A 22,271-nucleotide genomic window follows, 5' to 3' on the forward strand; every position below is an offset into this window, starting at 1 on the left:
ATCTACAAAGAGCGTCTATGGATACGGTGAATGATATCCATCAGCTACTTAAAAAACACTTCTGGGAAATGACGAATGATGCTTCGCTGAGCACTGGTAACAAGATCGTGCTGCCTGAAGATGCCCACAATTTTCTGGCAGAGTATGCCGATCTACTGCATGTTGATATGGGCAATTTTGAGTTTCGCCAATATTTTCCAAACGCGGGGATTTGGTTCCTGCCTAATATAATTCTCCCCAAGTACATGCAGACAGATAACCACGAACCCGAAGCGTTAACCGTCGATATGCTGATTGAATCCGCCAAGGCTGGCCGCTGGCTATATTAGGCCGGATTCAGTCCCGCCAACGCCTGTCGCGCCATAGAGGCACCCTTTCGCATGATGATTTTCAGAAAACCAAAAATAAACCATTAAAATCAACAACTTAAAAAAAGACCGAATACGATTCCTATATTCGGTCTAGGGAAATGGCTCTTGGGAGAGAGCCGTGCGCTAAAAGTTGGCATTTATTGCAGGGCTTGTTCAGCCATGCACTTTAAGCGTAGCCTACACGGCGGCTTTTGCCAGCCAGACGCACGGCGGGTGATAGTTTGCAAGCGGCATCAAATGCGTACAGAATTCACCCAGTCGTTAACTTATTGATAAGCCTACGCGGCGCTTTGCCTCACTTGGCGCACAGCGTTTGTGCACGCTCGCGGAACGGCTCGACGCTCATTTTTTCCCCGGGGTTATTGGCGTCATCCAGCAGGATGGTTGCCAGCGGCTGTGCGCGCTGCTGGCCGGATGTCACCTGTGCCTGCGCAATATCGTTCAGCGGATACTGCATCAGCGTGCTGTTGTTCAGCACAAACAGCGCGCCGTCTTTACGGCACTGCAGGGTGACTTCCTCTTTGGTAAACGCCCACTGCTTGCCGAATTCCAGCTTGGTGACATTTTCCAGACCTTCCGCGGCCAGTGCGCCGCCTGCGCCCGCCAGCAGTGCGAGGGCTAATAATGCACGTTTCATGTGATGACCTTAAGTAGCTATTTGATTCAATTTTCCCGTAATTCAGGGGAGTACCGCAAGTCGCAATATCAATTTGGCGCATAGGTGGCAAACAGACTGACCAGCAGCAACACCGCCCCGCCCAGCGCCAGCTCGCTCCAGCAGGCCCAAACCACGCCGCGCTGGGCAAGGTTGGGCACGCTGCGCATCGCCGGGACGATCGCATACCTGTTGGTCAGCGCCACGCCCACCATCAGCAGCACCAGCGCGCTTTTTATCAGCAGCAAACGCTGATACGGCGATGACACGTCCAGCGGCCACCCGCCGACGATCATCAGGCTGTTGAGGACGCCGGTTATCAGCACCACCGCCACCGCCAGATGTCCCCAGCGGGAAAAACGGATCAGTGTGCTCACCGCTTCTGCACGCCACGCTGCCGGGTGCAGATAACGCAGGCAGACCAGCAGCGGCAGCAGGCTGCCAAACCAGTAGCCGGCGGCAAGCAGATGCAGCGCATGGCTAACACGATGCAGCGTGCCGAACAGACCGGTGTGCATCGCCGCATGGCCGATAAAAGCCATACTGATCAGCAGCAGCCCGCCCAACAGGGCGCTCGCCCCGGCGCGCAGGCGCAGCGGCAACCACAGCGCCGCCAGCGATAATGCCGACAACGCCAGATGCCAGCGCCACACTTCACCAAAGGTGGTGCCCAGCACCGCCAGCCAGACATCCCACTGATAGGTATCCTGCCAGCCGTCGCCCATCTGACCGGCCTGCACGGCCAGCAGCGCCACGGCAGAAACGGCAGCCGCCAGCGCCGACATCGTCAGCCAGGGACGCAAATCGCGGGAAAGTAACGCAGAGAGCCGCTGCGGCGACAGTAAGGCGGTGAACAAACCAATGCCAAACATCAGCATCACCGCCGTAAAGTGCACGAAGCGACACAGGACAAACAGAGTCGCCAGGGTCATCGGTTATTTTACGGTAAAGCTGTATTGGCCTTTGGTTTTATGTCCGTCAACGGAAACCACGTGCCAGTCGACCTGATATTTCCCCGCCGGCAGCGCTTCCGGAAGCGGAATGGTGGCTTTGGCATTATCCTTGGCGTCCAGTTGCAGTTTGCCGATTTTGACCGCTTTATTATCCGGGCCGATCAGTTTGACTTTGCTGAAGCCCGGTTCAATACCTTCCGAGAAGCTGAGCGTCAACGCCTGCGGCGCCGGGCTGACGGTGGCATCCGCCGCGGGCGTTTGCAATTTAAGGTGGGCATGCGCTAAAACCTGCTGCGAAGACAAACCGACAAACAGCGCGAACAGCGTGGCGAGCAGACGAGATGAGGAGCGAATTTTACCGATCACAGTGGTATCCCTTAATACAAAGATGAGGACGGAATACCCGTCAGCCTTCGGGGTGCAGGCAGCCTGGCGCTCCTGCCAGCCGAATAATACGGGTACTCGCGGGTCACGACCACGCCTGAGCCATATATCCCCTACGACCCGCGTTGCGCGCGGCAACCCAATTCATTGAGGGGGAGTCAGCAGCCCCGACCCGGCATGATGGCAACGCCGTGGGAACAGGAACAAACCGTGCGTGACGCACGCAGAAAACCTCTTCCGAACAGCGTATTCTGTTAGATCATAACGATGAGTTATCATCAAGTCGAGCACATCACTGCCATTTTTCAAAATGGCAGCACGTTTCGCTGTATAACCGCAATAACGGCAGGCATAAAAAAACCGCGCCGGCATTATCTGCCAGGCGCGGCTGTTTCCGGGCTGAAAATTACAGCTGGCCGTTGCTGTCTTCGCCGCCGGCCGCGCCCATTTTCTTCAGATCCTTGTCGATAAAGAACAGCGCTTTGCCGCTGGTACCGACCAGCGCCAGCTTATCCAGTACGGATTTGAACAGTTTCTCTTCTTCATGCTGCTCGGCAACGTACCACTGCAGGAAGTTGAAGGTCGAGTAATCATGGGTGGTCATCGCCACATGCGCCAGTTCGTTGATCTGACGGGTAATCAGTTGCTCATGTTCGTAGGTCTGCTGGAACACATCGGCCAGCGACTCAAACTCTACCGGCGGCGCGGCAATACTGCCCAGCACTGGCAGCGCACCGGTATCGCTCAGGTAATCAAACAGACGCTGCATATGCTGCATTTCTTCCTGTGAGTGCTCTTTCAGGAAGGCTGCAGCGCCTTCAAAGCCTTTATCCGCACACCATGCGCTCATCTGCAAATACAGGTTCGCTGAATAAAACTCAAGGTTGAGTTGTTCATTCAACTGCTTTGTCATTTCTTGCGTCAGCATAGTTATTCCTTTCAATTTTGCAGGCCAATATTTTATATGTGCCGTATTATGCACTGCCAAAAACAAAATAAAAACAGTTGATTTACATCAAATTATGATTAATTTAAATATTCTTATTTATCATTTGGTTAAAATTAAAACCCGCCAGTGTTAATATTTATGATAATTATTTTCATCTTGCCTGAGATCTAAAGGCGAATCATTCTTATTTGAAATAACAACAATAGATATCACAAATAAAAATAATGACGACATTAGCTGCCCAGCTATATAAAAATAATTATCATTACCCCGTAAGGCGCTCGCAGCGTCACGCCGGGCTTGCCAAGCGCTGCGCGGTGCATTACCTTCTGCGCAGATAAATGCGGTATCAGTAAGGAGCATAGCGTGGGATACAATCTGGCAGAACTCTCGAAAGAAGAGATGGACAAGGTTAACGTGGATTTAGCCGCTTCCGGCGTGGCGTTCAAAGAGCGCTATAATATGCCGGTGATTCCTGAAGTGGTGGAGCGTGAACAGCCGGAATACCTGCGCGACTACTTCCGCGAACGCGTCATCCACTACCGGATGGCGTCGCACAAGTTCTCTCGCCTGCCTTACGAACCGAAAAGCAAATAACAACAGCGGCGGATGCGGCTCTCCGCATCCGCCGCGCGCTTACACCGTTTTACCGGCAAAACGATCGGTAGCCAGCATCAGCTGGTGCAGAATCCCCGGTTCATCAAACGAATGCCCTGCCCCTTCTACGATATGCAGTTCAGCTTCCGGCCATGCCTGCGCCAAATCCCAGGCGTTTTGCACCTGGCAGGCCATATCATAGCGGCCATGTACAATCACCGCAGGGATATGGCGAATCAGCGGCACGTTGCGCAGTAGCTGATCGTCGCTCTGCAAGAAGCCCTGATGGGTGAAATAGTGATTTTCAATGCGGGCAAACGCCAACGCAAAGTCATCTTCACCAAACGCCGCCGACTCGGTACTTGGCAACAGCGTGACGGTTTCCCCTTCCCAGATGCTCCACAGTTTCGCCGCTTCCAGCTGCACCTCCAGGTCTTCGCTGGTCAGTCGCCGGCGATAGGCGGCGATCACATCCTTACGCTCCTCGGCGGAAAGAATCGACAGCACGCGCTGCCATTTTTCCGGAAAGAAGCGTGAGGCGCCATCCTGGTAATACCAGGACAGTTCCTGTTTACGCAGCGTAAAGATGCCGCGCAGCACCAGCTCGCTGACGCACTGCGGGTGCGTTTGCGCATAGGCCAGCGCCAGCGTCGAGCCCCAGGAACCGCCGAAAACCAGCCACTGCTCCACGCCGGCCATTTCACGCAGCCGTTCGATGTCGTCGACCAAATGCCAGGTGGTATTGTTGTCCAAACTGGCGTGCGGCCGGGAGCGCCCACAGCCGCGCTGGTCGAACAGCAAGACTTTATAACGCTCCGGGTCAAACAGCTGCCGATGATAAGGGGCAATACCGCCCCCCGGCCCGCCGTGGATAAACACCGCCGGTTTCCCCTCCGGGTTACCGCTTAATTCCCAGTAGATCCGATGACCGTCCCCGGTATCCAACCAGCCACTGTCATACGCTGCTAACGGCGGATATAACCCGCGTAATTGTTCCATTGCGCTTTCCGTCTCTCTGTGAATGATGCTTTCATCAAAGCCCATGCATGCCATCAGGTCAACGGCAAAACCTGAAAACTCCGACAGATAACGGGCAGTTCACGTTCGTTTGCTTAAAATGAATACGACCGGCTATTGCATTGCTTATCATTACGTCACCTTTCGGCGTTTTTCTCACCAGCGGCCAGCGCCTCTACGGCAACGAACGTTTGGCGACAAACTCAACAACCGTTATGCTGGGAGGAAAAAGAGGAAAGCATGACATGACGTTACGCATTATTGACACTGAAACCTGCGGCCTGGACGGCGGCATTGTTGAAGTCGCCTCCATCGATCTGATCGACGGTCAACTGGCCAATCCGATGAGTGATTTGGTATGCCCGGACCGCCCCATCAGCATTGATGCGATGGCCATCCATCATATTACGGAGGCGATGGTCGAGGATAAACCCCGTATCGCCGTCGCCATTAGCCGCTATCTCGGCAGTGATTACTACGTGGCGCATAATGCCGCCTTCGATCGCGGCGTGCTGCCGGAGATGCGGGGCCGCTGGATCTGCACCCTCAAACTGGCGCGCATGCTGTATCCGGATATCAAGTACGGCAACCAGTATCTGCGCTATGCGCTGAATCTCGACGTGCAGCTGCCGCAGGACAATACGCTGTATCCGCACCGGGCACTGTATGACTGCTACGTCACCGCCGCCCTGCTGCAGCGTATTATCAAGGACTCATCCTGGAGCGCCGAAGAGATGGCCGATATCACCGAGCGGCCGTCGCTGATAAAAACGTTTAAGTTCGGCAAATATCGCGGCCGGCTGATTGAGCAGATCGCCCAGGAAGATCCGGGCTATTTACAGTGGATGCTGAAAAATCTCACCGATCTCAACCCGGATATGAAACACACGCTGAAGTACTATCTGATTGGCTGACAGAACGGGCGGCAGCGCGGCCGCCCGTTCTGCTTTACTCGGCCAGCGACAGAATAAAGGCGTATTCCAGCGCTATATCCTCATAGGCTTTGAAACGGCCGGATTTACCGCCGTGGCCGGAATCCATATCGGTATACAGCAGCAGCTGACGGTCATCGGTTTTCAACTCACGCAGCTTCGCCACCCACTTGGCCGGTTCCCAATACTGCACCTGCGAATCATGCAGGCCGGTAGTCACCAGCAGGTGCGGATACGCCTGCGCCTGTACCCGATCGTAAGGGCTGTACTGTTTGATGTAATCGTAATACGGCTTCTCATTCGGGTTGCCCCACTCATCGTATTCGCCGGTGGTCAGCGGAATGGACTCGTCCAGCATGGTGGTCACCACGTCAACGAACGGCACCTGTGCCACCACGCCGTGGAACAGCGCCGGCTGCTGGTTGATCACCGCCCCCATCAGTAAACCGCCGGCGCTGCCGCCCATGGCGTACACCTGCCCGGCGGCGCCGTAGCCCTGCTCAACCAGCGCTTCGGTGACATCAATAAAGTCGTTAAAGGTATTTTGCTTGTTGAACAGTTTGCCATCTTCATACCACAGCTGCCCCAGTTCGCCGCCGCCGCGAATATGCGCCAGCGCGAATACAAAGCCGCGGTCCAGCAGGCTCAGGCGGCTGCCGCTAAAGGCCGGATCCATACTGCTGCCGTATGAGCCATAACCGTACACCAACAGCGGATTGCCGCCCTGGTTAAAACGGTCCGCCCGGTACACCAGCGAAACCGGCACTTCAACGCCGTCGCGCGCCTTCACCCACACCCGCTCGCTGCGGTAATTTTCCGGCGTAAAGTTATTCACCTCTTGCTGTTTGAGCAGTTTGCGCTCACCGCTGTCGAGGTTCAGTTCATACAGGCTGGCCGGGGTGGTCATGGAGGAGTAGCCATAGCGCAGCAGCGCGGTTTCCGGCTCCGGGTTGTAGTCCAGCCAGGTGACATAGGTCGGATCGTCGAAGGCGATACGCTGTTCTTCACCGCTGCACCAGTGGATTTGCCGCAGTTGCGTCAGGCCGGCGCTGCGCTCTTCCACCACCAGCCAGTCGCGGAACAACTCAAAGCCTTCCAGCATCACGTCATCGCGCGCGGCAATCAGCGTCTGCCACTGCGCTTCGTCCGCAACGTCGCTCTGGTACAGGCCGAAATTTTTACCGTCTTTGTTCGAGCGGATATAGAACGTCTGCCGATAGTGATCGATGGCATATTCATGATCTTTGCGGCGCGGCACGAAAATCTGCGGCGTCGCATCGGGCCGATCGGCGTCCAGCAGCAGGATTTCCGAGGTGGTGGTGCTGCTGAGGTGGATCAGGATATAGCGCTCTGAGGTGGTTTTTTCCAGCCCGACGTAAAAGGTATCGTCGGTTTCTTCATATACCAACCGATCGTTTGCTGGATCCGTCCCCACGATGTGATGGTAGACCTGATACGGCAGCAGCGTCTGCGGATGTTTGCGCACGTAATACACGCTGGCGGAATCATTGGTCCATTCGAAGTTGCCGGAGGTGTTTTCCAGCACTTCTTCCGCCCAGGCGTCATTCTGAAGATGCTTAAAGCGGATGTCATATTGGCGGCGCGACAGGAAGTCTTCCGCCACTGCCATCATGCGGTTGTCCGGGCTGATGTCCAGACCGCCCAGGGTATAAAACTCTCGCCCCTGCGCCCGCTGGTTACCGTCCAGCAGCGTCTGCCAGGCATCGCTTTCCGCCGCCGGCTGGCGTACATAGAGCGCATATTCATTGCCGGGTTCATAGCGCGTCTGGTAGCGGTAGCCGTTGCGTACATAAGGCGCCGAGTGCTCCTGCTGCGGAATTCGCGCCACCATCTCTTGATACAACGCTTCACGCAGCGGCTGCTGCGGCTGCAGCATCGCGTCGGTGTAGGCATTTTCCGCCTGCAGATATGCCAGCACCTGCGGATCGCTGCGCTCGTCATCGCGCAGCCAGTAGTAGTCATCAACGCGGGTATCGCCGTGCAGCGTCATCGGATACGGGCGTTTTTCCGCCTTCGGAGGGGTCATCATTACCAAATCATCCACTTACGTCTATTGATGGGCGTAAGGGTGGCATGATTGCCCCTGCCTTAACAAGTAGGCGCCGCAGCTTTTATCCTGCGGCGCCGCATTGCATTACGCCAACTCACGCTTTTTCTGATTCACATCGCCCTCGATGCCCTGTTTCACATCGTCGGGAATTTTCAGCGAGCGCGCCAGCGCGTCAAGATAGCCGCGCTCCATAAAGTGATCGACATCGATCACCATACAGCTGAGGTAATACACTTCCAACGCTTCCTCTTCGTTCTTTACGCCGAGCGCCAGCGCATCGGGATTGAGCGGCTGTTCTATCGCCTGCTGCACCCAGGCCTGCGCTTCGTCGCCAATCTGCAGTTGCGTCAGGCTGTCGTCAATGGCACGACGCTCGTCATCATCAATATGACCGTCACTTTTCGCCGCAAACACCAGCGCCTGCACCAGCCGCTTGGCGCGTAGATCGACCGGCGTCGACTGCATGCCGAACTGCGGCTCATCCTGATGGGTATCTTTCACCCGTGATTTGTATTTGTTCCACAGCACCGCGCCTGCCGCGGCGCTGCCGCCGATAATCAGTGCGTTTTTACCGAATTTACCGACCAGCTTGCGCGAGGATTTATTCGCCAGTAATACGCCAACCAATCCGCCCAGCGCGCCGGGCGCCAACAATTTGCCGATGCCTTCTGTACTGCTGTTCGCGCCTTTTTTTTGCCCCAACAGCGATTGAATCTGCTGCATCCAACTGTTTTTCATTGCATCCCCTCGCATGGATAGTAAAGCGAACGGGCACCTGTGCCGGAACGCTGCTAAAACTCCAGATTAGGGGATTTTTTGTCAATTAACGTATGGCGGGGAAAATTTGTGTGAGGCATTAGGCAAGTTGACAGGAAAGATTCGCCAATCAGGGCGCCTGCGTCGCGCCCTGGCGCAGGAGTTACTGCGGTTCGCTGTAAGTGATATCGCCGGTCTTGCAGTTAAGCGTGACGCGATAGGTTTTATCCGCCTTGCTGCCGCGCACCGTTAGCGGCACCTGCCAAAGGTCGTCCTCACCGCTGACCGCATCCGGGCTGACCCAGGCGACCGGCGTTGCGGTACCGAGCAGTTTTTTATCCGATGCCCAACGCGTGATGCGGTTTTGCAGGAAATCGCGCTTTACCTGTGCGGCGACGTCCGCCGCCTGCAGCCCGGCGCACAGACCAACCTTCGCCGTCCGCTGCTCATGCTGCTGCGCCTGAGCACTGCCGGTAAAACCCAAAATAACCGCCAGCACGGTGGCCAGCCCCAATCCTGTTGCTCTCATATACCCTCCAGTTGTCATTACACTACCCGGAGAGCGCTGACTGGCATCAGGCCTGGCAGGCGATCAACGTTTACGAAACACGATCGCAAACAGTTCATCCACCCCCGGATAGATCTCCTTGATAACCTGCCTCAGCGCATCGAGCGACATGTTTTCCTGCCTGGCGTGCTGTTCGGTCAACGCGTCCAGACGAACCGGCGTCACTGACAACACCTCGATAAAACAGAAAAACGCTCCGTCTTCGTGGCGACTGACGCGTAATACGTCGCCGGGCTGGAAATGCGATTCGCTGGCATCACGCAGGGTGATGGTTTTACGTTCGGCTAAAATATCCTGCTCGAAACGGCTGAAGAACGTGATTTCACCGCCCATCTTAGATCCTTTTTCATCACAATGCTGCAACATAGTGATTAAGCAGCCTGTTTTTCCGACGCGCTTCCCGCTTTTGTCGCCGCCTTCTTGTCACTCTTCGGTTTTGCCGCCTTAGCGTCCGCCTGCTGTGGTGCACCGCCGCGCAGAATGTGTGTCAGCATCTCTTTATGTTCCGCCAGGAAGAAGCTCAGCGTGTCACGCTGCTCTTCATCCAGCACCAGCGGCGCCTGCTGCAGCCATTCACCGAGATTATCGGCCAGATCGAGCATTTTGTCGTAAGCGTCGGCTTCCTTTTTGCTGGCGAACGTCATTTTTTCCTCACCGTTTCTGACCACTACGTATTTAACTTCAACCGCCATGCGTATTCCCCAAAAGATTTAAATACTGTATATAAACACAGTATAAGTAATACCACGCGGAGGCACAAGCGGCCTCCGCGGTTAATTATTTCAGCAGGCGCGCCTTGCAGTTTTTCCCTTTGATTTTGCCTTCACGCAGGCGCTGCAGCGCTTTACGGGCGCTGTTCTTGCGGATGGCCACATAAGCATGCATCGGGAACATATCAATTTTTCCGACCTCCGCCGCAGTCAGCCCCGCTTCACCGGTCAGCGCTCCCAGAATATCGCCGGGACGAATTTTCGCCTTGCGGCCGCCGTCGATGCACAGCGTGGCCATCTCTGCTTCCAGCGGCGCGTTGCTCGCCCCGCTCAGTTCGCTTACCCGCGCCCACTTCAGATCTAGTTGCAGATACTCTTCCAACGCATGTGCCCGCGCCATTTCCTGCGGCGTACACAGCGTAATCGCCAGGCCGCTCATGCCGGCGCGGCCGGTACGGCCAACGCGGTGCACGTGCACTTCCGGGTCGAAAGCCATTTCGTAGTTCACCACCAGCTCAAGATCTTTGATATCCAGCCCGCGCGCGGCGACATCGGTCGCCACCAATACGCGGCAGCTGCGGTTGGCAAAACGCACCAGAACCTGATCGCGGTCGCGCTGTTCCAGGTCGCCATGCAGCGCCAAGGCGCTGATATCACGTGCTTCCAGCGCATCGCACACGCTCTGACAGTCGCGCTTGGTGTTGCAGAACACCACGCAGGAAGCCGGCTGATAATGCCGGATGGCGGCCAGCAGCAGCGCCGGACGCTGGTCGCGCGTCGTCTCATAGAAGCGCTGTTCGATGGTAAGCGGCGCATCATCGTCGTCCACTTCCACGCTGAGCGGCGTACGCTGTACGCGGGCGCTGATACGCTCAATACCGTCAGGATAGGTGGCGGAAAACAGCAGCGTCTGGCGCTGCGGCGGCGTATAGGCAATCACATCGTCGATATCGTCGGCGAACCCCATATCCAGCATGCGGTCGGCCTCGTCCAGCACCAGCACGTTCAGCGCGTCCAACTGCAGCGTTTTTTTACGCAGGTGCTCCTGCACCCGCCCTGGCGTTCCCACCACGATATGCGGCGCATGCACCAGCGAATCCAGCTGCGGCCCCATCGGCTGGCCACCGCACAGCGTCAGGATTTTAATATTCTGGGTAAAGCGCGCCAGACGGCGCAGCTCTTTGCTGACCTGATCGGCCAGTTCGCGCGTCGGGCACAGCACCAGCGCCTGCGTCGCCACCTGCCCGACATTGATTTTATCCAGCAGGCCAATGCCGAACGCCGCCGTTTTACCGCTGCCGGTTTTTGCTCTGGCGCGTACGTCCTGCCCTTGCAAAATTGCGGGCAGCGCCGCGGCCTGCACTGGCGTCATGGCGGCATACCCCAGTTCGTTGAGGTTGGCCAACTGTGCGGCTGGCAGCGACAGGGAAGAAAAGGAAACTGTGCTCACGGCGATAAACTCTTTATAGGCGGATGAAAAGGCGGCGCTGCCGGTCGGCAGCTTATCAGGGGCAGATGATAACAGAGAAGGCCCGGCGCCGTCATAATACCTGGCGGCCGTTCCCGGCGACTGCGCATAAAAAAACCCGCCTTAAGCGGGTTTTTTTGGCAGCGATGTCGCTAATTAGATAGCAACAACATCGGCTGCAGCCGGGCCACGTTGGCTGTCCTGGATGGAGAACTCAACCTGCTGGCCTTCAGCCAGAGTCTTGAAGCCATCGCTAACGATTGCGGAAAAATGAACGAAAACGTCCTTAGAACCGTCGGCTGGAGTGATAAAGCCGAAGCCTTTGCTTTCGTTAAACCATTTTACGTGACCAGTGATCTTAGCCATTTGACTTTCCTTTACTTGATAAACCTGCCTTTACGGCACTTACGGCGCGAAGGCCCTGCGTTATGTAGGTCTTCTTTCACCGCTGATTATTAACGCATAATCATGCCTACAGGGCAAATTTTTTCGTTTCTGCCGCCTATACGGTCTGTCGGCCGGCGGGCGCACCGGCTGGCAACGCAATCGTTTTCGTATATACTGCGCGCTGATTTACATTGGCTTCATTTTCACATCAGGTACGAAATTATGCTAACTATTGGAACCGCCCTGCGCCCTTCCGCCACCCGTGTGATGCTGCTCGGATCCGGCGAATTGGGGAAAGAAGTGGCTATCGAATGCCAGCGTCTGGGGCTGGAGACGATCGCCGTTGACCGCTACGCCGACGCACCGGCAATGCATGTGGCGCACCGCAGCCATGTGATCAATATGCTGGATAGCGAAGCGCTGAAGAGCGTTATCGAACAGGAGCGCCCTGACTATATCGTGCCGGAGGTTGAAGCCATCGCCACCGCAATGCTGGTGCAGCTGGAACAACAAGGCCACCGGGTCGTCCCCTGCGCCGAAGCCACCCGCCTTACCATGAACCGCGAAGGCATTCGCCGTCTGGCTGCGGAAACGCTCGGGCTGCCCACCTCCACCTACCGCTTTGCCGATGATGAAGAGAGCTGCCGACAGGCAATCGCACATATCGGCTACCCTTGCATTATCAAACCGGTGATGAGTTCCTCCGGCAAGGGCCAGAGCCTGCTGCGCGATCCTTCCCAACTGAGCGCCGCCTGGGACTATGCCCAGCGGGGCGGCCGCGCCGGCGGCGGCCGGGTGATAATCGAAGGGCTGGTCAAATTCGATTTTGAAATTACCCTGCTGACTATCCGCGCCGTCGACGGCGTGCATTTCTGCGCGCCTATCGGCCATCGTCAGGAAGATGGCGACTACCGTGAATCCTGGCAGCCACAGCAGATGTCTGCCCTGGCGCTGGAGCGTGCGCAACAGATTGCCGCCCAGGTCGTTACAGCGCTCGGCGGTTACGGCCTGTTCGGCGTAGAGCTGTTCGTCTGCGGTGACAACGTCATTTTCAGCGAGGTTTCGCCACGTCCGCACGACACCGGCATGGTCACGCTGATTTCGCAGGACGTATCACAGTTTGCGCTGCACGTGCGCGCCTTTCTCGGTCTGCCAATCGGCGCCATCCGCCAGTTCGGCCCGGCGGCATCCGCCGTGATTTTACCGACGCTCGACAGCGGCGATCTGCGCTTTAGCGGACTGGATAAGGCGTTGGACGGCACCAATCAGCTGCGGCTGTTCGGTAAACCGGAGATTGCCGGACGGCGTCGTTTAGGCGTCGCGCTGGCCTGCGGCGACAGCACCGAGCAGGCAGTGGAGCGCGCCAAACAGGCGGCTGCATCGGTTGTGGTGCAAGGTTAAACTGATGCGGGCGTAGCAGGACGCTGCGCCCGGAAATGATATCAATAATCGTCGTCGTCTTCGTGTTGCGGGTCGGCATCCTGACGGGGCGTATCCTGCCCATCGGGCGCGCTATCATCGGCCTCGTCTTCCTCATCAAACAGCACGGCAACCCGTTCTCCCTGATGCTTTTCACGAATTTCCTGTGCAACGCGGGCGATAGCTTCGCCGCTGCTCATGCCCTGCTCCATCAGCTGATGGATGCGCTCTGCGGCTTCCTGCTGTTCCTGGTGGTTCAGCGACGGCATTCCAAGCATGTTCTTATCTCCGGCAAATTTGGAGAGGGATTATACCGCGCGCCGCCGCCGCCGCAAGCTTAGGGTCGCGCGGCCTGTGAATAGCCGACATCCTCGCTTCGCCACCGCTTCAGACGATGGCGCCACAGCAGCACATGCCAGCCCTGTTTAATTCCGCGCGCATTGGCCGCCATCACTACGTCCATACCACGCTGATAGAACTCACGTACGATTTGCTGCTGCGCTACCGGTTCCGGCTCGCGGCGAACGCTATGGCAAATTCCCAGCGCCTCGCGGGTAATCTGCCAGTGAAACGCCGGGCGGATGGCAATACGATCGGCGTAGCGTTGATTCAACGCCACCAGCATATCGATGATCTTCATATAATGACGCTGATAGTCGACGTTCGCCACGCCGGTGCGGCGGCGGTTACTGATCGACTGGCCATGTACGCGCTGGCGATACAGCGGCGTGCTGAGATATTTCACCCGCCTGGCGTTAAACATCACCTCGGTAGTCCACGGAATATCCTGATGGTGTAAACCCGGTTCAAAATAGAGCCGGTGTTGTTTAATAAAATCAAGCCGATAAATCGCCAGCCATACCACGTGAATAAACTTACGCGAATTTAATGCGCGTTCAAACCACCGAACCCCGCTAATAACATCGGTGGATGCCAAACGCTGCGGTGGAATAATCGGCAGCAGCTCACCATTGTGCTCGAAATAACGCTCACCGTTGCACTGCATCACATCCAGCTGATGTTTTTCCGCCTGCTCGATTAATGTTGCGTACATCTCCGGCGACAATACATCATCGGCATCAGGGAACGCGACATATTTACCACGCGCCACCGCCAGGCCGCGATTGCGCGCCACTGAAACGCCGGCATTATTCTGATCGATGACCTGAATATGTTCATAACGTGCGGCATAGTCGTGTGCTATTTCCGCGGAACCATCGGTAGCGCCGTCATTGACGATAATAATTTCCAGACGTTGTTCCTGCTGCGCCAATAAAGACTCAAGGAATGGCACCAGTAATTCGCCCACATTATGCATCGGGACGATAACGCTCAGCATTAACGACATAAATTTGCTCTATTACTTATTATCAGGCGGAAAGTTAACCTGTTTAATGTCACATCGCCCAACACCGCATGATTACCGCTGGCTGGAAAAGTCTGGTATCGCCCAGAGCAATGTAAACACCGTGTAAATATTCGTGAATCTTTGCATATTTAAATTTCGTTTAAGGAGCAAAAAATGCTTCGCCGGCTATCCTTTGCCCTGCGCGTCAAACATGCGCACAATGCGCTAATGTGGCAAACTAACGCCCCAACACCGACGTTCCCGTTAGCCAGGTTTATAACAATTCATGACTGCTACCGCTCCGCACCTTAAATCCTTGCCTTATACCCGCGACATGCTGCTGCAGCTGTTTTCCCCATTGTCCGCACAGCCGTGGGCCATGCTGCTGCATTCCGGCTTTGCCGAGCACTCCCATAACCGGTTTGATATTTTGGTGGCCGATCCCTGCGTTACGCTGACCACCCGCGGCGCGGCAACGGACATCCGCCATGGCGACGACTGTCTGAGTTCGACGGACGACCCTTTTACTCTGCTGCAACAGCAGCTGTCAGCGCTGCCTTTCACCCCGTCAGCCGATGACAATCTGCCGTTTCAAGGGGGGGCGCTGGGGCTGTTCGGTTACGATCTGGGACGACGGGTGGAAACGCTGCCGACGCTGGCCCGGGCGGAACTGACGCTGCCGGATATGGCCGTCGGCATTTATGACTGGGCGCTGATCGCCGACCACCAGCAACAGCGGCTCACCCTGCTGAGCTACGGCGATATTGAACAACGCTGGCAGTGGCTAAACAGCCAACGGCCGGTGCCGGCGGCGACGTTCCAGCTCACCGGCAGTTGGCAGGCGAATATGACGCGGGCGCAGTACGGCGAGAAATTTCAGCGCATTCAACATTACCTGCGCAGCGGCGACTGCTATCAAATCAATCTGGCACAGCGCTTCTCCGCGCCTTATCAGGGCGACGAATGGCAGGCTTTTCTGCGGCTGAACGACAGCAACCGCGCGCCGTTTTCCGCCTTTTTACGTCTGCCGCACAATGCGGTGATCAGTATTTCGCCGGAGCGCTTTTTATGGCTGGAGCGCCAGCAGGTACAAACCCGGCCGATTAAAGGCACGCTGCCGCGACTGGCCGACCCGCAACAGGACGCGGCTCAGGCGCAGCGGCTGGCCGAGTCGCCGAAGGACCGCGCCGAAAACCTGATGATCGTCGATCTGCTGCGCAATGATATCGGCCGCGTCGCGCAGCCCGGCAGCGTGCGCGTTCCCGAACTGTTCGTCGTCGAACCCTTCCCAGCCGTGCACCACCTGGTCAGCACCATTACCGCCCGCCTGCCGGCCGCCACGCCGGCGAGCGAACTGCTGCGCGCCTGCTTTCCCGGCGGCTCCATTACCGGCGCGCCCAAGGTTCGGGCAATGGAAATTATTGAAGAGCTGGAACCACAGCGGCGCAACGCCTACTGCGGCAGCATCGGCTATATCAGCGCCTGCGGCACCATGGACACCAATATCGCCATCCGCACGCTGATGACTGAAAACGGTCACATTCACTGCGCCGCTGGCGGCGGCATCGTGGCCGACAGCCAGGAACAGGCGGAATATCAGGAAACTTTTGATAAAGTAGGCAGAATCTTACCGCTTCTGGGGGAGTTTAACCCTTCGTGAACCCACCGACCTATCCCGATTCGCTGGCCGCCTTTATCAGCCGTTTTCAACTACAGCTGCCGCAGGCGGTACAAACGCCGCACGGCGTACGCGCCGCCGCCGTGCTGGTGCCGATAGTATGCCGTGAGGAGCCTACGCTGCTGCTGACCCGACGCGCCGATACGCTGCGCAAACATGCCGGACAGGTGGCGTTCCCCGGCGGCAAGGCCGATCTGCAAGACGCCTCACTGATTGCCACCGCGCTGCGTGAAGCCGAGGAAGAAGTCGCTATTCCGCCCGCCGCGGTGCAAGTACTTGGTCAGATGGCGCCGCTCGACAGCAGCACCGGCTTTCGCGTGACGCCGATCGTCGGTCTGGTGCCGGCCGATATCCGCTTTCACGCCAATGAGGGCGAAGTGGCGGACGTGTTCGAAATGCCGCTGCACGAAGCCCTGACGCTGTCACGCTATTACCCGCTGGATATTCACCGCAACGGCTACCGCCACCGGGTGTATCTGTCCTGGTATCAGCGCCGCTTCGTCTGGGGGCTGACCGCCGCCATCATCCGTCGTCTGGCGCAGCAGGTCAGCCTGTAATCCCGCCTTTAAGTGATCTCCGTCACATCCCGCTCACGGACTATTCCGGGTTTCGGCACGAAAGCGATCGCCATCACTTCATCGGCCTGCCAATTCAACTATCTTGCAGGCCATTGAGGTTTTAAAAAAACTGTAAACCCTCTCTTAAACATTACGATATGCCTGTAAAATACGCTCAATCGGTATAAACCTCTAAGCAAATAGGGTTATGCCGACCGCGTGCGGTTAAGGAACGCCGGCGCGATGGCCCGAGAGACGCTCGGTACGACGCTGCTTACGGCAGGCGCCATGCCCGTAGCCATCACCCATTTTGTGACGCCACGGATTATTTAATTTCATGCGAAAAAGAGCGCCAAACCCGTAAGGCCTCTTTACAATATCGCTGTTCCCTGCGCGGTTTTTAACCGCTGCAGCCATAACAATATGCCTCTTTAAGGAGTTCTAGCGTGATTAGCGTTTTCGACATGTTTAAGATCGGCATCGGCCCGTCCAGCTCTCACACGGTTGGACCGATGAAAGCCGGCAAACAGTTTGTCGACGATCTGGTAAATAAAGGCCTGATGCCTTCTATCACGCGTGTTGCCGTTGATGTTTACGGCTCACTCTCATTGACCGGTAAAGGTCACCACACCGATATCGCCATTATTCTCGGCCTGGCCGGCAACCTGCCGGACAGCGTGGATATTGACGGTATTCCGGGTTTTATTCGCGATGTCGAACAGCGTCAGCGCCTGATGCTGGCAGGCGGCCTGCACGAAGTTGACTTCCCGCGCGACGGCGGCATGGTGTTCCGCAGCGACAACCTGCCGCTGCATGAAAACGGCATGTGCATCCACGCCTTCGCCGGCGATAAAGAAGTCTACAGCAACACCTACTATTCCATCGGCGGCGGTTTTATCGTCGACGAAGCGCATTTTGGCAAAGCCGACGTCAGCGAAGTCACAGTGCCCTATCCTTTCCATTCGGCGCGTGAAATGCTCGAGCACTGCCATAATACCGGCCTGTCGCTGTCCGGCATGGTGATGCAAAACGAGCTGGCGCTGCATAGCAAGCAGGATATCGAAGCCTACTTCGGCAACGTCTGGCAAACCATGCGCGCCTGTATCGACCGTGGTCTGAATACCGAAGGCGTGCTGCCCGGCCCGCTGCGCGTACCGCGCCGCGCCTCGGCGCTGCGCCGCATGCTGGTCGCCTCCGACAAACTGTCCAACGATCCGATGAACGTCATCGACTGGGTCAACATGTTCGCCCTGGCGGTCAATGAGGAAAACGCCGCCGGTGGCCGCGTGGTTACCGCACCGACCAACGGCGCCTGCGGCATCGTGCCGGCGGTGCTGGCCTATTACGACCACTTTATTGAGTCGGTCAGCCCGGATATCTATATCCGCTACTTTATGGCCGCCGGCGCTATCGGCGCGCTGTATAAGATGAACGCCTCCATTTCCGGTGCGGAAGTCGGCTGTCAGGGCGAAGTCGGCGTCGCCTGCTCCATGGCCGCCGCCGGCCTGGCCGAACTGCTGGGCGGCAGCCCGGAACAGGTGTGCGTCGCGGCGGAAATCGGCATGGAACACAACCTGGGGCTGACCTGCGATCCGGTGGCCGGGCAGGTACAGGTGCCATGCATTGAACGCAACGCCATCGCCTCGGTTAAAGCGATCAACTCGGCGCGAATGGCGCTGCGCCGCACCAGCGAGCCGCGCGTATCGCTGGATAAGGTGATCGAGACGATGTACGAAACCGGTAAAGATATGAACGCCAAATATCGCGAGACCTCGCGCGGCGGCCTGGCAATCAAAGTCCAGTGTGACTAAACCATAATAAGACCCCGCCAATCGGCGGGGTTTTTGTTTGTTTTTCAGCCAATTAAAAACAATAAGTGACAACGTCACCCCCGTCATCCCTGACATGCTGTGCCTCTATCTCCGGTTTAACCCGCGTTTTATCCCTTTGTTCACGCCAACTGAAATAAATTATTACGCTATCATTTCCTCCTCTACCATCACGGCTAAAATTAGCCGAGAATCAGAAGGTAGGAGCAAGTCCGATGCTGTACATTGGATGACTTAGCGCAACAAGGATTCAACGTCGATGTTAATGACCCAATTTGCTGTCAACAAGTACCGCCATTATCGCTGGTTGCTCGCCGGCGCGGTTGGGTTGGCTATCCTGTTAATCTCATTATACATTCGCTACTATCAGGAAGTTAAAACCATCGAACGCAGCCAACAGCGGCTGGCGGCGCACACCATTACCAAAATAGAACGCCTTTTGCAGCCGGCCAGCGAGCAGGCCCGGCACACGATGGCGCTGGTCGGCCGCCCCTGCAGCACACTGACCGCGACGCTGCGTTATCGCGCGGCGCAGAACCAGGCGCTGCGCTCCGTGCTGTTGGTCAAAGATAACGACATTTATTGTTCCAGCCTGTTCGGCCAACGTCAGTATCAGCTCGACGCCCTCTTGCCACAACTGCGCCCGACCGCCGAGACGCAGTTGGTGCTGCGTCCGTCGCTGTCGGTGACCAAAGGCCTGCCGACGCTTGTCATGTGGACGCCGCAGGCTCAGGACGTCCACAGCGGCATTCTGCACGTGTTCAATATCGACCTGCTGTCGGATTTTTTGCTGGAGCCGCAACAGCCCTACGGCCAGCGTATCGTGCTTAACGTCGGCGCACAGAGCCTGGAGTATGCCAAACGAGAAATCATCGACAGCAACACCCTACGCGGTAACCTGCGCTATACCTCAGCCTCCGGACTGTATCCCTTCACCATCTCGCTGTTCGGTCCCTCAACCCAGCGAATGGCGCTCGACGCGCTGCCCGCCCATATACCGCTGGCATTGCTGATCAGCCTGCTGGCTGCCTATGTAGTCTATCTGATTACCGCCAATCGCATGAGCCTGTCTTACCATATCAGTCATGCCATCAACCGCCGCGAGTTCCAGGTTTACTGCCAGCCAATCATTAACGGCGCCAGCGGTCACTGTCTCGGCATAGAAATTCTGTTGCGTTGGAACAGCAAACGACAAGGCTGGATCTCGCCGGACGTGTTTATCCCGCTGGCCGAGCAGCACGGGTTAATCACCCCCCTGACCCGCTTTCTGATGACCACGGTGGTGGAAAATCTGGCGCTGTTCCCGCCACGCCCTTCGTTTTATATCAGCATCAACGTCGCCGCCGAGCACTTCAACACGCAGACGATCCTCGCCGATATCCGCCGCATCTGGCTGCCGGCCAACCCCATGCCGTCGCTGATGCTGGAGCTGACCGAACGCACCGCGCTGTCGGAGATTCAATACGAACATATTCGCGCGCTGAAAGAACTGGGCGTCATGCTGGCGATTGATGATTTCGGCACCGGCCACAGTTCGCTCAGCTATCTGAAAAAGCTGAGTCCGGACGTATTGAAAATCGACCGCGCCTTTACCGCCGCGATCGGCACCGATGCCATCAACGCCACCGTCACCGATACCATCATCACGCTTGCCCACCGGCTGAAGTTAAAACTGGTGGCCGAAGGGGTGGAAACGGCCGAACAGGCCGACTACCTGTGCCTGCGTCAGGTCTATGCGCTGCAGGGCTATTACTTTGCCAAGCCGATGCCGATTCAGGAGTTCCCGCAGTGGCTGCAGCACTATGAAACGCACCAGCGTGCAGCGTCGGAAGTCCCCCACGCGGGGGGAGAAATGAAACCGGAGGCCTGAGCCTCCGGTGGGTGATTACTCGATTACTCGGGGTCTGCCTGTTCCGGCATTCCCTGACTGATCCTCACCAGTTCAATGCGGTATTCGGACGCCGCCAGGATTTCAAAGCGTAAACCGTTCTGTTCCAGCACTTCGCCCACCGCCGGCATCTGGCCGTAATGCGACAGCAGGAAACCGGCCAGCGACGCATAATCCTCCGTCGGACTCACCAGATCCTGACAGTTCAGCGCCTGCTCCAGAGAATGCAGATCCGCACCGCCCTGCACCAGCCAGCTGTCGCCGTCGGCAACGATATCCGGCGTTTCATCCTCATCCGGGAATTCGCCGGCGATCGCCTCCAGCACATCCAGCGGCGTTACCAGCCCCTGCACCACGCCAAACTCGTTGGTGACCACCACCAGACGGCCCTTGGCACGGCGCAGTACCGCCAGCAGGTTAATCACGTCCATGGTTTCCGGCACCACGATCGGCGGCGTACGTGCGGCAAACTCGGCGATATCCTCGCCCTGTTCCAACGCCACCAGCAGATCTTTGGCGCGCACCACGCCGATAACTTCATCCAGCTCATCACGGCACACCGGGAACAGGCTGTGCGGCGTATCCAGCAATTGCGCCCGCACTTCGTCGCGTGAGCGATCGCAATCGACCCACGAGATCTCAGTACGCGGCGTCATCACGCTGCGCAGCGAGCGCGAGGCCAGCGTCAGTACGCCGCTGATCATGTAGCGCTCTTCTTCCGCGAAGGCTTCATCCGCCGGCAGCAGTACGTCTTCCGTCGCCTGCTGCTGAGCACGCTGCTGCCCCATCAAACGCATAATGGCCTCTGCCGTACGCTCACGCATCGGCCGACGTTCCTGATGCTTGATAAAGTTGCGACGCGCAATCTGATTAAACAGCTCGATCAGAATCGAGAAGCCGATCGCCGCATACAGGTAGCCTTTCGGAATATGCAGGCCGAAACCTTCTGCGATCAGGCTCAGGCCGATCATCAGCAGGAAGCTCAGGCACAGCACCACAATGGTCGGGTGCGCATTGACGAAATTGGTCAGCGGCTTGGACGCCAGCAGCATCACCGCCATGGCGATCACCACCGCGGTCATCATCACCGGCAAATCGTTCACCATGCCGACGGCGGTAATCACCGCATCAAGCGAAAACACCGCATCAAGGATCACAATCTGCACCACCACCGCCCAGAACTTGGCATAACCGCGGTTGCCCTCATCCTGGTGCGAGTGCCCTTCCAGCCGCTCATGCAATTCCATGGTGGCCTTAAACAGCAAGAACACACCGCCGAACAGCAGAATCAAATCGCGGCCAGAGAAGCTGAACTCCGCCACGCTGAACAGCGGCGTGGTCAGCGTGACCATCCACGAAATCACCGACAACAGCCCCAGGCGCATAATCAGCGCCAGCGACAGGCCCAGAATTCGCGCCTTATCCCGCAGCTTCGGCGGCAGTTTGTCTGCCAAAATGGCGATAAACACCAGGTTGTCGATACCCAGTACGATCTCCAATACCACTAAGGTCAGTAACCCTGCCCAAATTGAGGGGTCCATTAAAAATTCCATGTCAGACTCCGGAAAAAGACAGATTAGCTAAGCGACGCGCAGGGGCGATGAATCGCATGTCGGACGCAGTGCGGCGGAAATAGCAAAAGTTCGGGGTGGTAGTACCGGGATATGGCCGGGCGGCCGTGATTGCTTGTGTGATGCCAGCAGGTGGCGGGTATAACCTTGGAAAACAGCGACT

General features: G+C 57.0%; 23 protein-coding genes. 8 read left to right on the forward strand and 15 right to left on the reverse strand.

Going from position 1 to position 22,271, the window contains the following annotated elements; genetic code table 11:
* The first annotated feature begins 17 nt into the window (after positions 1-17).
* A complete protein-coding gene (locus TAN611_RS13590; protein WP_203066574.1) occupies positions 18-329 on the forward strand; it encodes a DUF1493 family protein in 312 nt (103 codons plus the stop codon).
* A 337-nt stretch (positions 330-666) separates the two neighbouring features.
* Here TAN611_RS13590 and TAN611_RS13595 read toward each other — a convergent pair whose 3' ends face one another.
* The 4 genes from TAN611_RS13595 to ftnA all read right to left on the reverse strand — a co-directional run bounded on the left by TAN611_RS13595 (position 667) and on the right by ftnA (position 3,291).
* Positions 667-1,008 (reverse strand): YebY family protein, encoded by a 342-nt coding sequence (locus TAN611_RS13595; RefSeq protein WP_111736936.1) that lies wholly within the window; start codon positions 1,006-1,008, stop codon positions 667-669.
* A 68-nt stretch (positions 1,009-1,076) separates the two neighbouring features.
* The gene (gene copD, locus TAN611_RS13600) at positions 1,077-1,958 is read right to left on the reverse strand and encodes a copper homeostasis membrane protein CopD (protein ID WP_111736935.1); all 882 of its coding nucleotides are present in this window, start codon (positions 1,956-1,958) and stop codon (positions 1,077-1,079) included.
* A 3-nt stretch (positions 1,959-1,961) separates the two neighbouring features.
* On the reverse strand, positions 1,962-2,345 hold the full coding sequence (gene yobA / locus TAN611_RS13605) for a CopC domain-containing protein YobA (protein WP_203066575.1): 384 nt from the start codon (positions 2,343-2,345) through the stop codon (positions 1,962-1,964).
* A gap of 424 nt (positions 2,346-2,769) precedes the next feature.
* The gene (gene ftnA, locus TAN611_RS13610) at positions 2,770-3,291 is read right to left on the reverse strand and encodes a non-heme ferritin (protein ID WP_105231474.1); all 522 of its coding nucleotides are present in this window, start codon (positions 3,289-3,291) and stop codon (positions 2,770-2,772) included.
* Between the two features lie 387 nt (positions 3,292-3,678).
* On the opposite strand from ftnA, the gene TAN611_RS13615 reads away from it, so the two are divergent.
* Positions 3,679-3,909, forward strand: a complete 231-nt coding sequence (locus TAN611_RS13615) for a DNA polymerase III subunit theta (RefSeq protein ID WP_105231475.1) — start codon at positions 3,679-3,681, stop codon at positions 3,907-3,909.
* Positions 3,910-3,948: 39 nt separating this feature from the next.
* On the opposite strand, the gene pip is transcribed toward TAN611_RS13615, so the two are convergent.
* A complete protein-coding gene (pip, locus tag TAN611_RS13620; protein WP_111736933.1) occupies positions 3,949-4,908 on the reverse strand; it encodes a prolyl aminopeptidase in 960 nt (319 codons plus the stop codon).
* A 263-nt stretch (positions 4,909-5,171) separates the two neighbouring features.
* Here pip and exoX point away from each other — a divergent pair, with 263 nt between their 5' ends.
* Positions 5,172-5,840, forward strand: a complete 669-nt coding sequence (gene exoX, locus TAN611_RS13625; RefSeq protein ID WP_105231477.1) for an exodeoxyribonuclease X — start codon at positions 5,172-5,174, stop codon at positions 5,838-5,840.
* 34 nt (positions 5,841-5,874) lie between these two features.
* Here exoX and TAN611_RS13630 read toward each other — a convergent pair whose 3' ends face one another.
* The 7 genes from TAN611_RS13630 to cspC all read right to left on the reverse strand — a co-directional run bounded on the left by TAN611_RS13630 (position 5,875) and on the right by cspC (position 11,797).
* Complete coding sequence (locus tag TAN611_RS13630) at positions 5,875-7,908, reverse strand: S9 family peptidase (protein WP_105231478.1); 2,034 nt, start codon at positions 7,906-7,908, stop codon at positions 5,875-5,877.
* A gap of 105 nt (positions 7,909-8,013) precedes the next feature.
* Positions 8,014-8,667, reverse strand: a complete 654-nt coding sequence (locus tag TAN611_RS13635) for a tellurite resistance TerB family protein (RefSeq protein WP_105231479.1) — start codon at positions 8,665-8,667, stop codon at positions 8,014-8,016.
* A 181-nt stretch (positions 8,668-8,848) separates the two neighbouring features.
* Positions 8,849-9,214 carry a protein YebF gene (gene yebF / locus TAN611_RS13640; protein ID WP_203066576.1) on the reverse strand — a complete coding sequence of 122 codons (366 nt, stop codon included), beginning with the start codon at positions 9,212-9,214 and terminating at the stop codon, positions 8,849-8,851.
* Between the two features lie 63 nt (positions 9,215-9,277).
* Positions 9,278-9,586 (reverse strand): N(4)-acetylcytidine aminohydrolase, encoded by a 309-nt coding sequence (gene yqfB, locus TAN611_RS13645; protein ID WP_111736930.1) that lies wholly within the window; start codon positions 9,584-9,586, stop codon positions 9,278-9,280.
* 38 nt (positions 9,587-9,624) lie between these two features.
* Positions 9,625-9,945, reverse strand: a complete 321-nt coding sequence (locus TAN611_RS13650; RefSeq protein ID WP_111736929.1) for a YebG family protein — start codon at positions 9,943-9,945, stop codon at positions 9,625-9,627.
* 85 nt (positions 9,946-10,030) lie between these two features.
* A complete protein-coding gene (gene dbpA, locus TAN611_RS13655; RefSeq protein WP_105231483.1) occupies positions 10,031-11,413 on the reverse strand; it encodes an ATP-dependent RNA helicase DbpA in 1,383 nt (460 codons plus the stop codon).
* A gap of 174 nt (positions 11,414-11,587) precedes the next feature.
* On the reverse strand, positions 11,588-11,797 hold the full coding sequence (cspC, locus tag TAN611_RS13660; protein ID WP_015672709.1) for a cold shock-like protein CspC: 210 nt from the start codon (positions 11,795-11,797) through the stop codon (positions 11,588-11,590).
* A gap of 243 nt (positions 11,798-12,040) precedes the next feature.
* Between cspC and purT the strand changes: the two genes are divergently transcribed.
* A complete protein-coding gene (gene purT / locus TAN611_RS13665) occupies positions 12,041-13,219 on the forward strand; it encodes a formate-dependent phosphoribosylglycinamide formyltransferase (protein WP_203066577.1) in 1,179 nt (392 codons plus the stop codon).
* A 41-nt stretch (positions 13,220-13,260) separates the two neighbouring features.
* Here the strand turns inward: purT and TAN611_RS13670 are convergent, their stop codons facing one another.
* Positions 13,261-13,506 carry a YoaH family protein gene (locus tag TAN611_RS13670; protein WP_105231485.1) on the reverse strand — a complete coding sequence of 82 codons (246 nt, stop codon included), beginning with the start codon at positions 13,504-13,506 and terminating at the stop codon, positions 13,261-13,263.
* 68 nt (positions 13,507-13,574) lie between these two features.
* Entirely contained in the window at positions 13,575-14,585 is a 1,011-nt protein-coding gene (locus tag TAN611_RS13675) for a glycosyltransferase (protein WP_203066578.1), read from the reverse strand.
* Between the two features lie 286 nt (positions 14,586-14,871).
* Here TAN611_RS13675 and pabB point away from each other — a divergent pair, with 286 nt between their 5' ends.
* The 4 genes from pabB (at position 14,872) to TAN611_RS13695 (ending at position 20,519) form a co-directional block, all read left to right on the forward strand.
* The gene (gene pabB, locus TAN611_RS13680) at positions 14,872-16,245 is read left to right on the forward strand and encodes an aminodeoxychorismate synthase component 1 (protein ID WP_187044547.1); all 1,374 of its coding nucleotides are present in this window, start codon (positions 14,872-14,874) and stop codon (positions 16,243-16,245) included.
* Positions 16,242-16,820, forward strand: coding sequence for a CoA pyrophosphatase (locus TAN611_RS13685; protein WP_203066579.1), 579 nt, complete (start codon positions 16,242-16,244; stop codon positions 16,818-16,820). Before pabB ends, TAN611_RS13685 begins: the two co-directional genes overlap by 4 nt.
* Before the next feature lie 446 nt (positions 16,821-17,266).
* Positions 17,267-18,631: an L-serine ammonia-lyase gene (gene sdaA, locus TAN611_RS13690; protein WP_015672717.1), complete on the forward strand. Its 1,365-nt coding sequence runs from the start codon at positions 17,267-17,269 to the stop codon at positions 18,629-18,631.
* 277 nt (positions 18,632-18,908) lie between these two features.
* Positions 18,909-20,519 (forward strand): EAL domain-containing protein, encoded by a 1,611-nt coding sequence (locus TAN611_RS13695; RefSeq protein WP_203066580.1) that lies wholly within the window; start codon positions 18,909-18,911, stop codon positions 20,517-20,519.
* Between the two features lie 23 nt (positions 20,520-20,542).
* On the opposite strand, the gene TAN611_RS13700 is transcribed toward TAN611_RS13695, so the two are convergent.
* Positions 20,543-22,090 (reverse strand): TerC family protein, encoded by a 1,548-nt coding sequence (locus TAN611_RS13700; RefSeq protein ID WP_105231490.1) that lies wholly within the window; start codon positions 22,088-22,090, stop codon positions 20,543-20,545.
* Between the last annotated feature and the right edge of the window lie 181 nt (positions 22,091-22,271).

This window comes from Serratia sp. Tan611, assembly GCF_905188235.1.
GTDB classification, from domain to species: domain Bacteria; phylum Pseudomonadota; class Gammaproteobacteria; order Enterobacterales; family Enterobacteriaceae; genus Serratia_B; species Serratia_B rhizosphaerae.

What these genes read in the sequence shown, in the direction of transcription:
- TAN611_RS13590 (WP_203066574.1), top strand. Translation starts at nt 18, where the DNA reads ATGGATACGGTGAATGATATCCATCAGCTACTTAAAAAACACTTCTGG.
- TAN611_RS13595 (WP_111736936.1), bottom strand. Translation starts at nt 1,008, where the DNA reads ATGAAACGTGCATTATTAGCCCTCGCACTGCTGGCGGGCGCAGGCGGC.
- copD (WP_111736935.1), bottom strand. Translation starts at nt 1,958, where the DNA reads ATGACCCTGGCGACTCTGTTTGTCCTGTGTCGCTTCGTGCACTTTACG.
- ftnA (WP_105231474.1), bottom strand. Translation starts at nt 3,291, where the DNA reads ATGCTGACGCAAGAAATGACAAAGCAGTTGAATGAACAACTCAACCTT.
- pip (WP_111736933.1), bottom strand. Translation starts at nt 4,908, where the DNA reads ATGGAACAATTACGCGGGTTATATCCGCCGTTAGCAGCGTATGACAGT.
- exoX (WP_105231477.1), top strand. Translation starts at nt 5,172, where the DNA reads ATGACGTTACGCATTATTGACACTGAAACCTGCGGCCTGGACGGCGGC.
- TAN611_RS13630 (WP_105231478.1), bottom strand. Translation starts at nt 7,908, where the DNA reads ATGATGACCCCTCCGAAGGCGGAAAAACGCCCGTATCCGATGACGCTG.
- TAN611_RS13635 (WP_105231479.1), bottom strand. Translation starts at nt 8,667, where the DNA reads ATGAAAAACAGTTGGATGCAGCAGATTCAATCGCTGTTGGGGCAAAAA.
- yebF (WP_203066576.1), bottom strand. Translation starts at nt 9,214, where the DNA reads ATGAGAGCAACAGGATTGGGGCTGGCCACCGTGCTGGCGGTTATTTTG.
- yqfB (WP_111736930.1), bottom strand. Translation starts at nt 9,586, where the DNA reads ATGGGCGGTGAAATCACGTTCTTCAGCCGTTTCGAGCAGGATATTTTA.
- TAN611_RS13650 (WP_111736929.1), bottom strand. Translation starts at nt 9,945, where the DNA reads ATGGCGGTTGAAGTTAAATACGTAGTGGTCAGAAACGGTGAGGAAAAA.
- cspC (WP_015672709.1), bottom strand. Translation starts at nt 11,797, where the DNA reads ATGGCTAAGATCACTGGTCACGTAAAATGGTTTAACGAAAGCAAAGGC.
- purT (WP_203066577.1), top strand. Translation starts at nt 12,041, where the DNA reads ATGCTAACTATTGGAACCGCCCTGCGCCCTTCCGCCACCCGTGTGATG.
- TAN611_RS13670 (WP_105231485.1), bottom strand. Translation starts at nt 13,506, where the DNA reads ATGCCGTCGCTGAACCACCAGGAACAGCAGGAAGCCGCAGAGCGCATC.
- TAN611_RS13675 (WP_203066578.1), bottom strand. Translation starts at nt 14,585, where the DNA reads ATGTCGTTAATGCTGAGCGTTATCGTCCCGATGCATAATGTGGGCGAA.
- pabB (WP_187044547.1), top strand. Translation starts at nt 14,872, where the DNA reads ATGACTGCTACCGCTCCGCACCTTAAATCCTTGCCTTATACCCGCGAC.
- TAN611_RS13695 (WP_203066580.1), top strand. Translation starts at nt 18,909, where the DNA reads ATGTTAATGACCCAATTTGCTGTCAACAAGTACCGCCATTATCGCTGG.
- TAN611_RS13700 (WP_105231490.1), bottom strand. Translation starts at nt 22,090, where the DNA reads ATGGAATTTTTAATGGACCCCTCAATTTGGGCAGGGTTACTGACCTTA.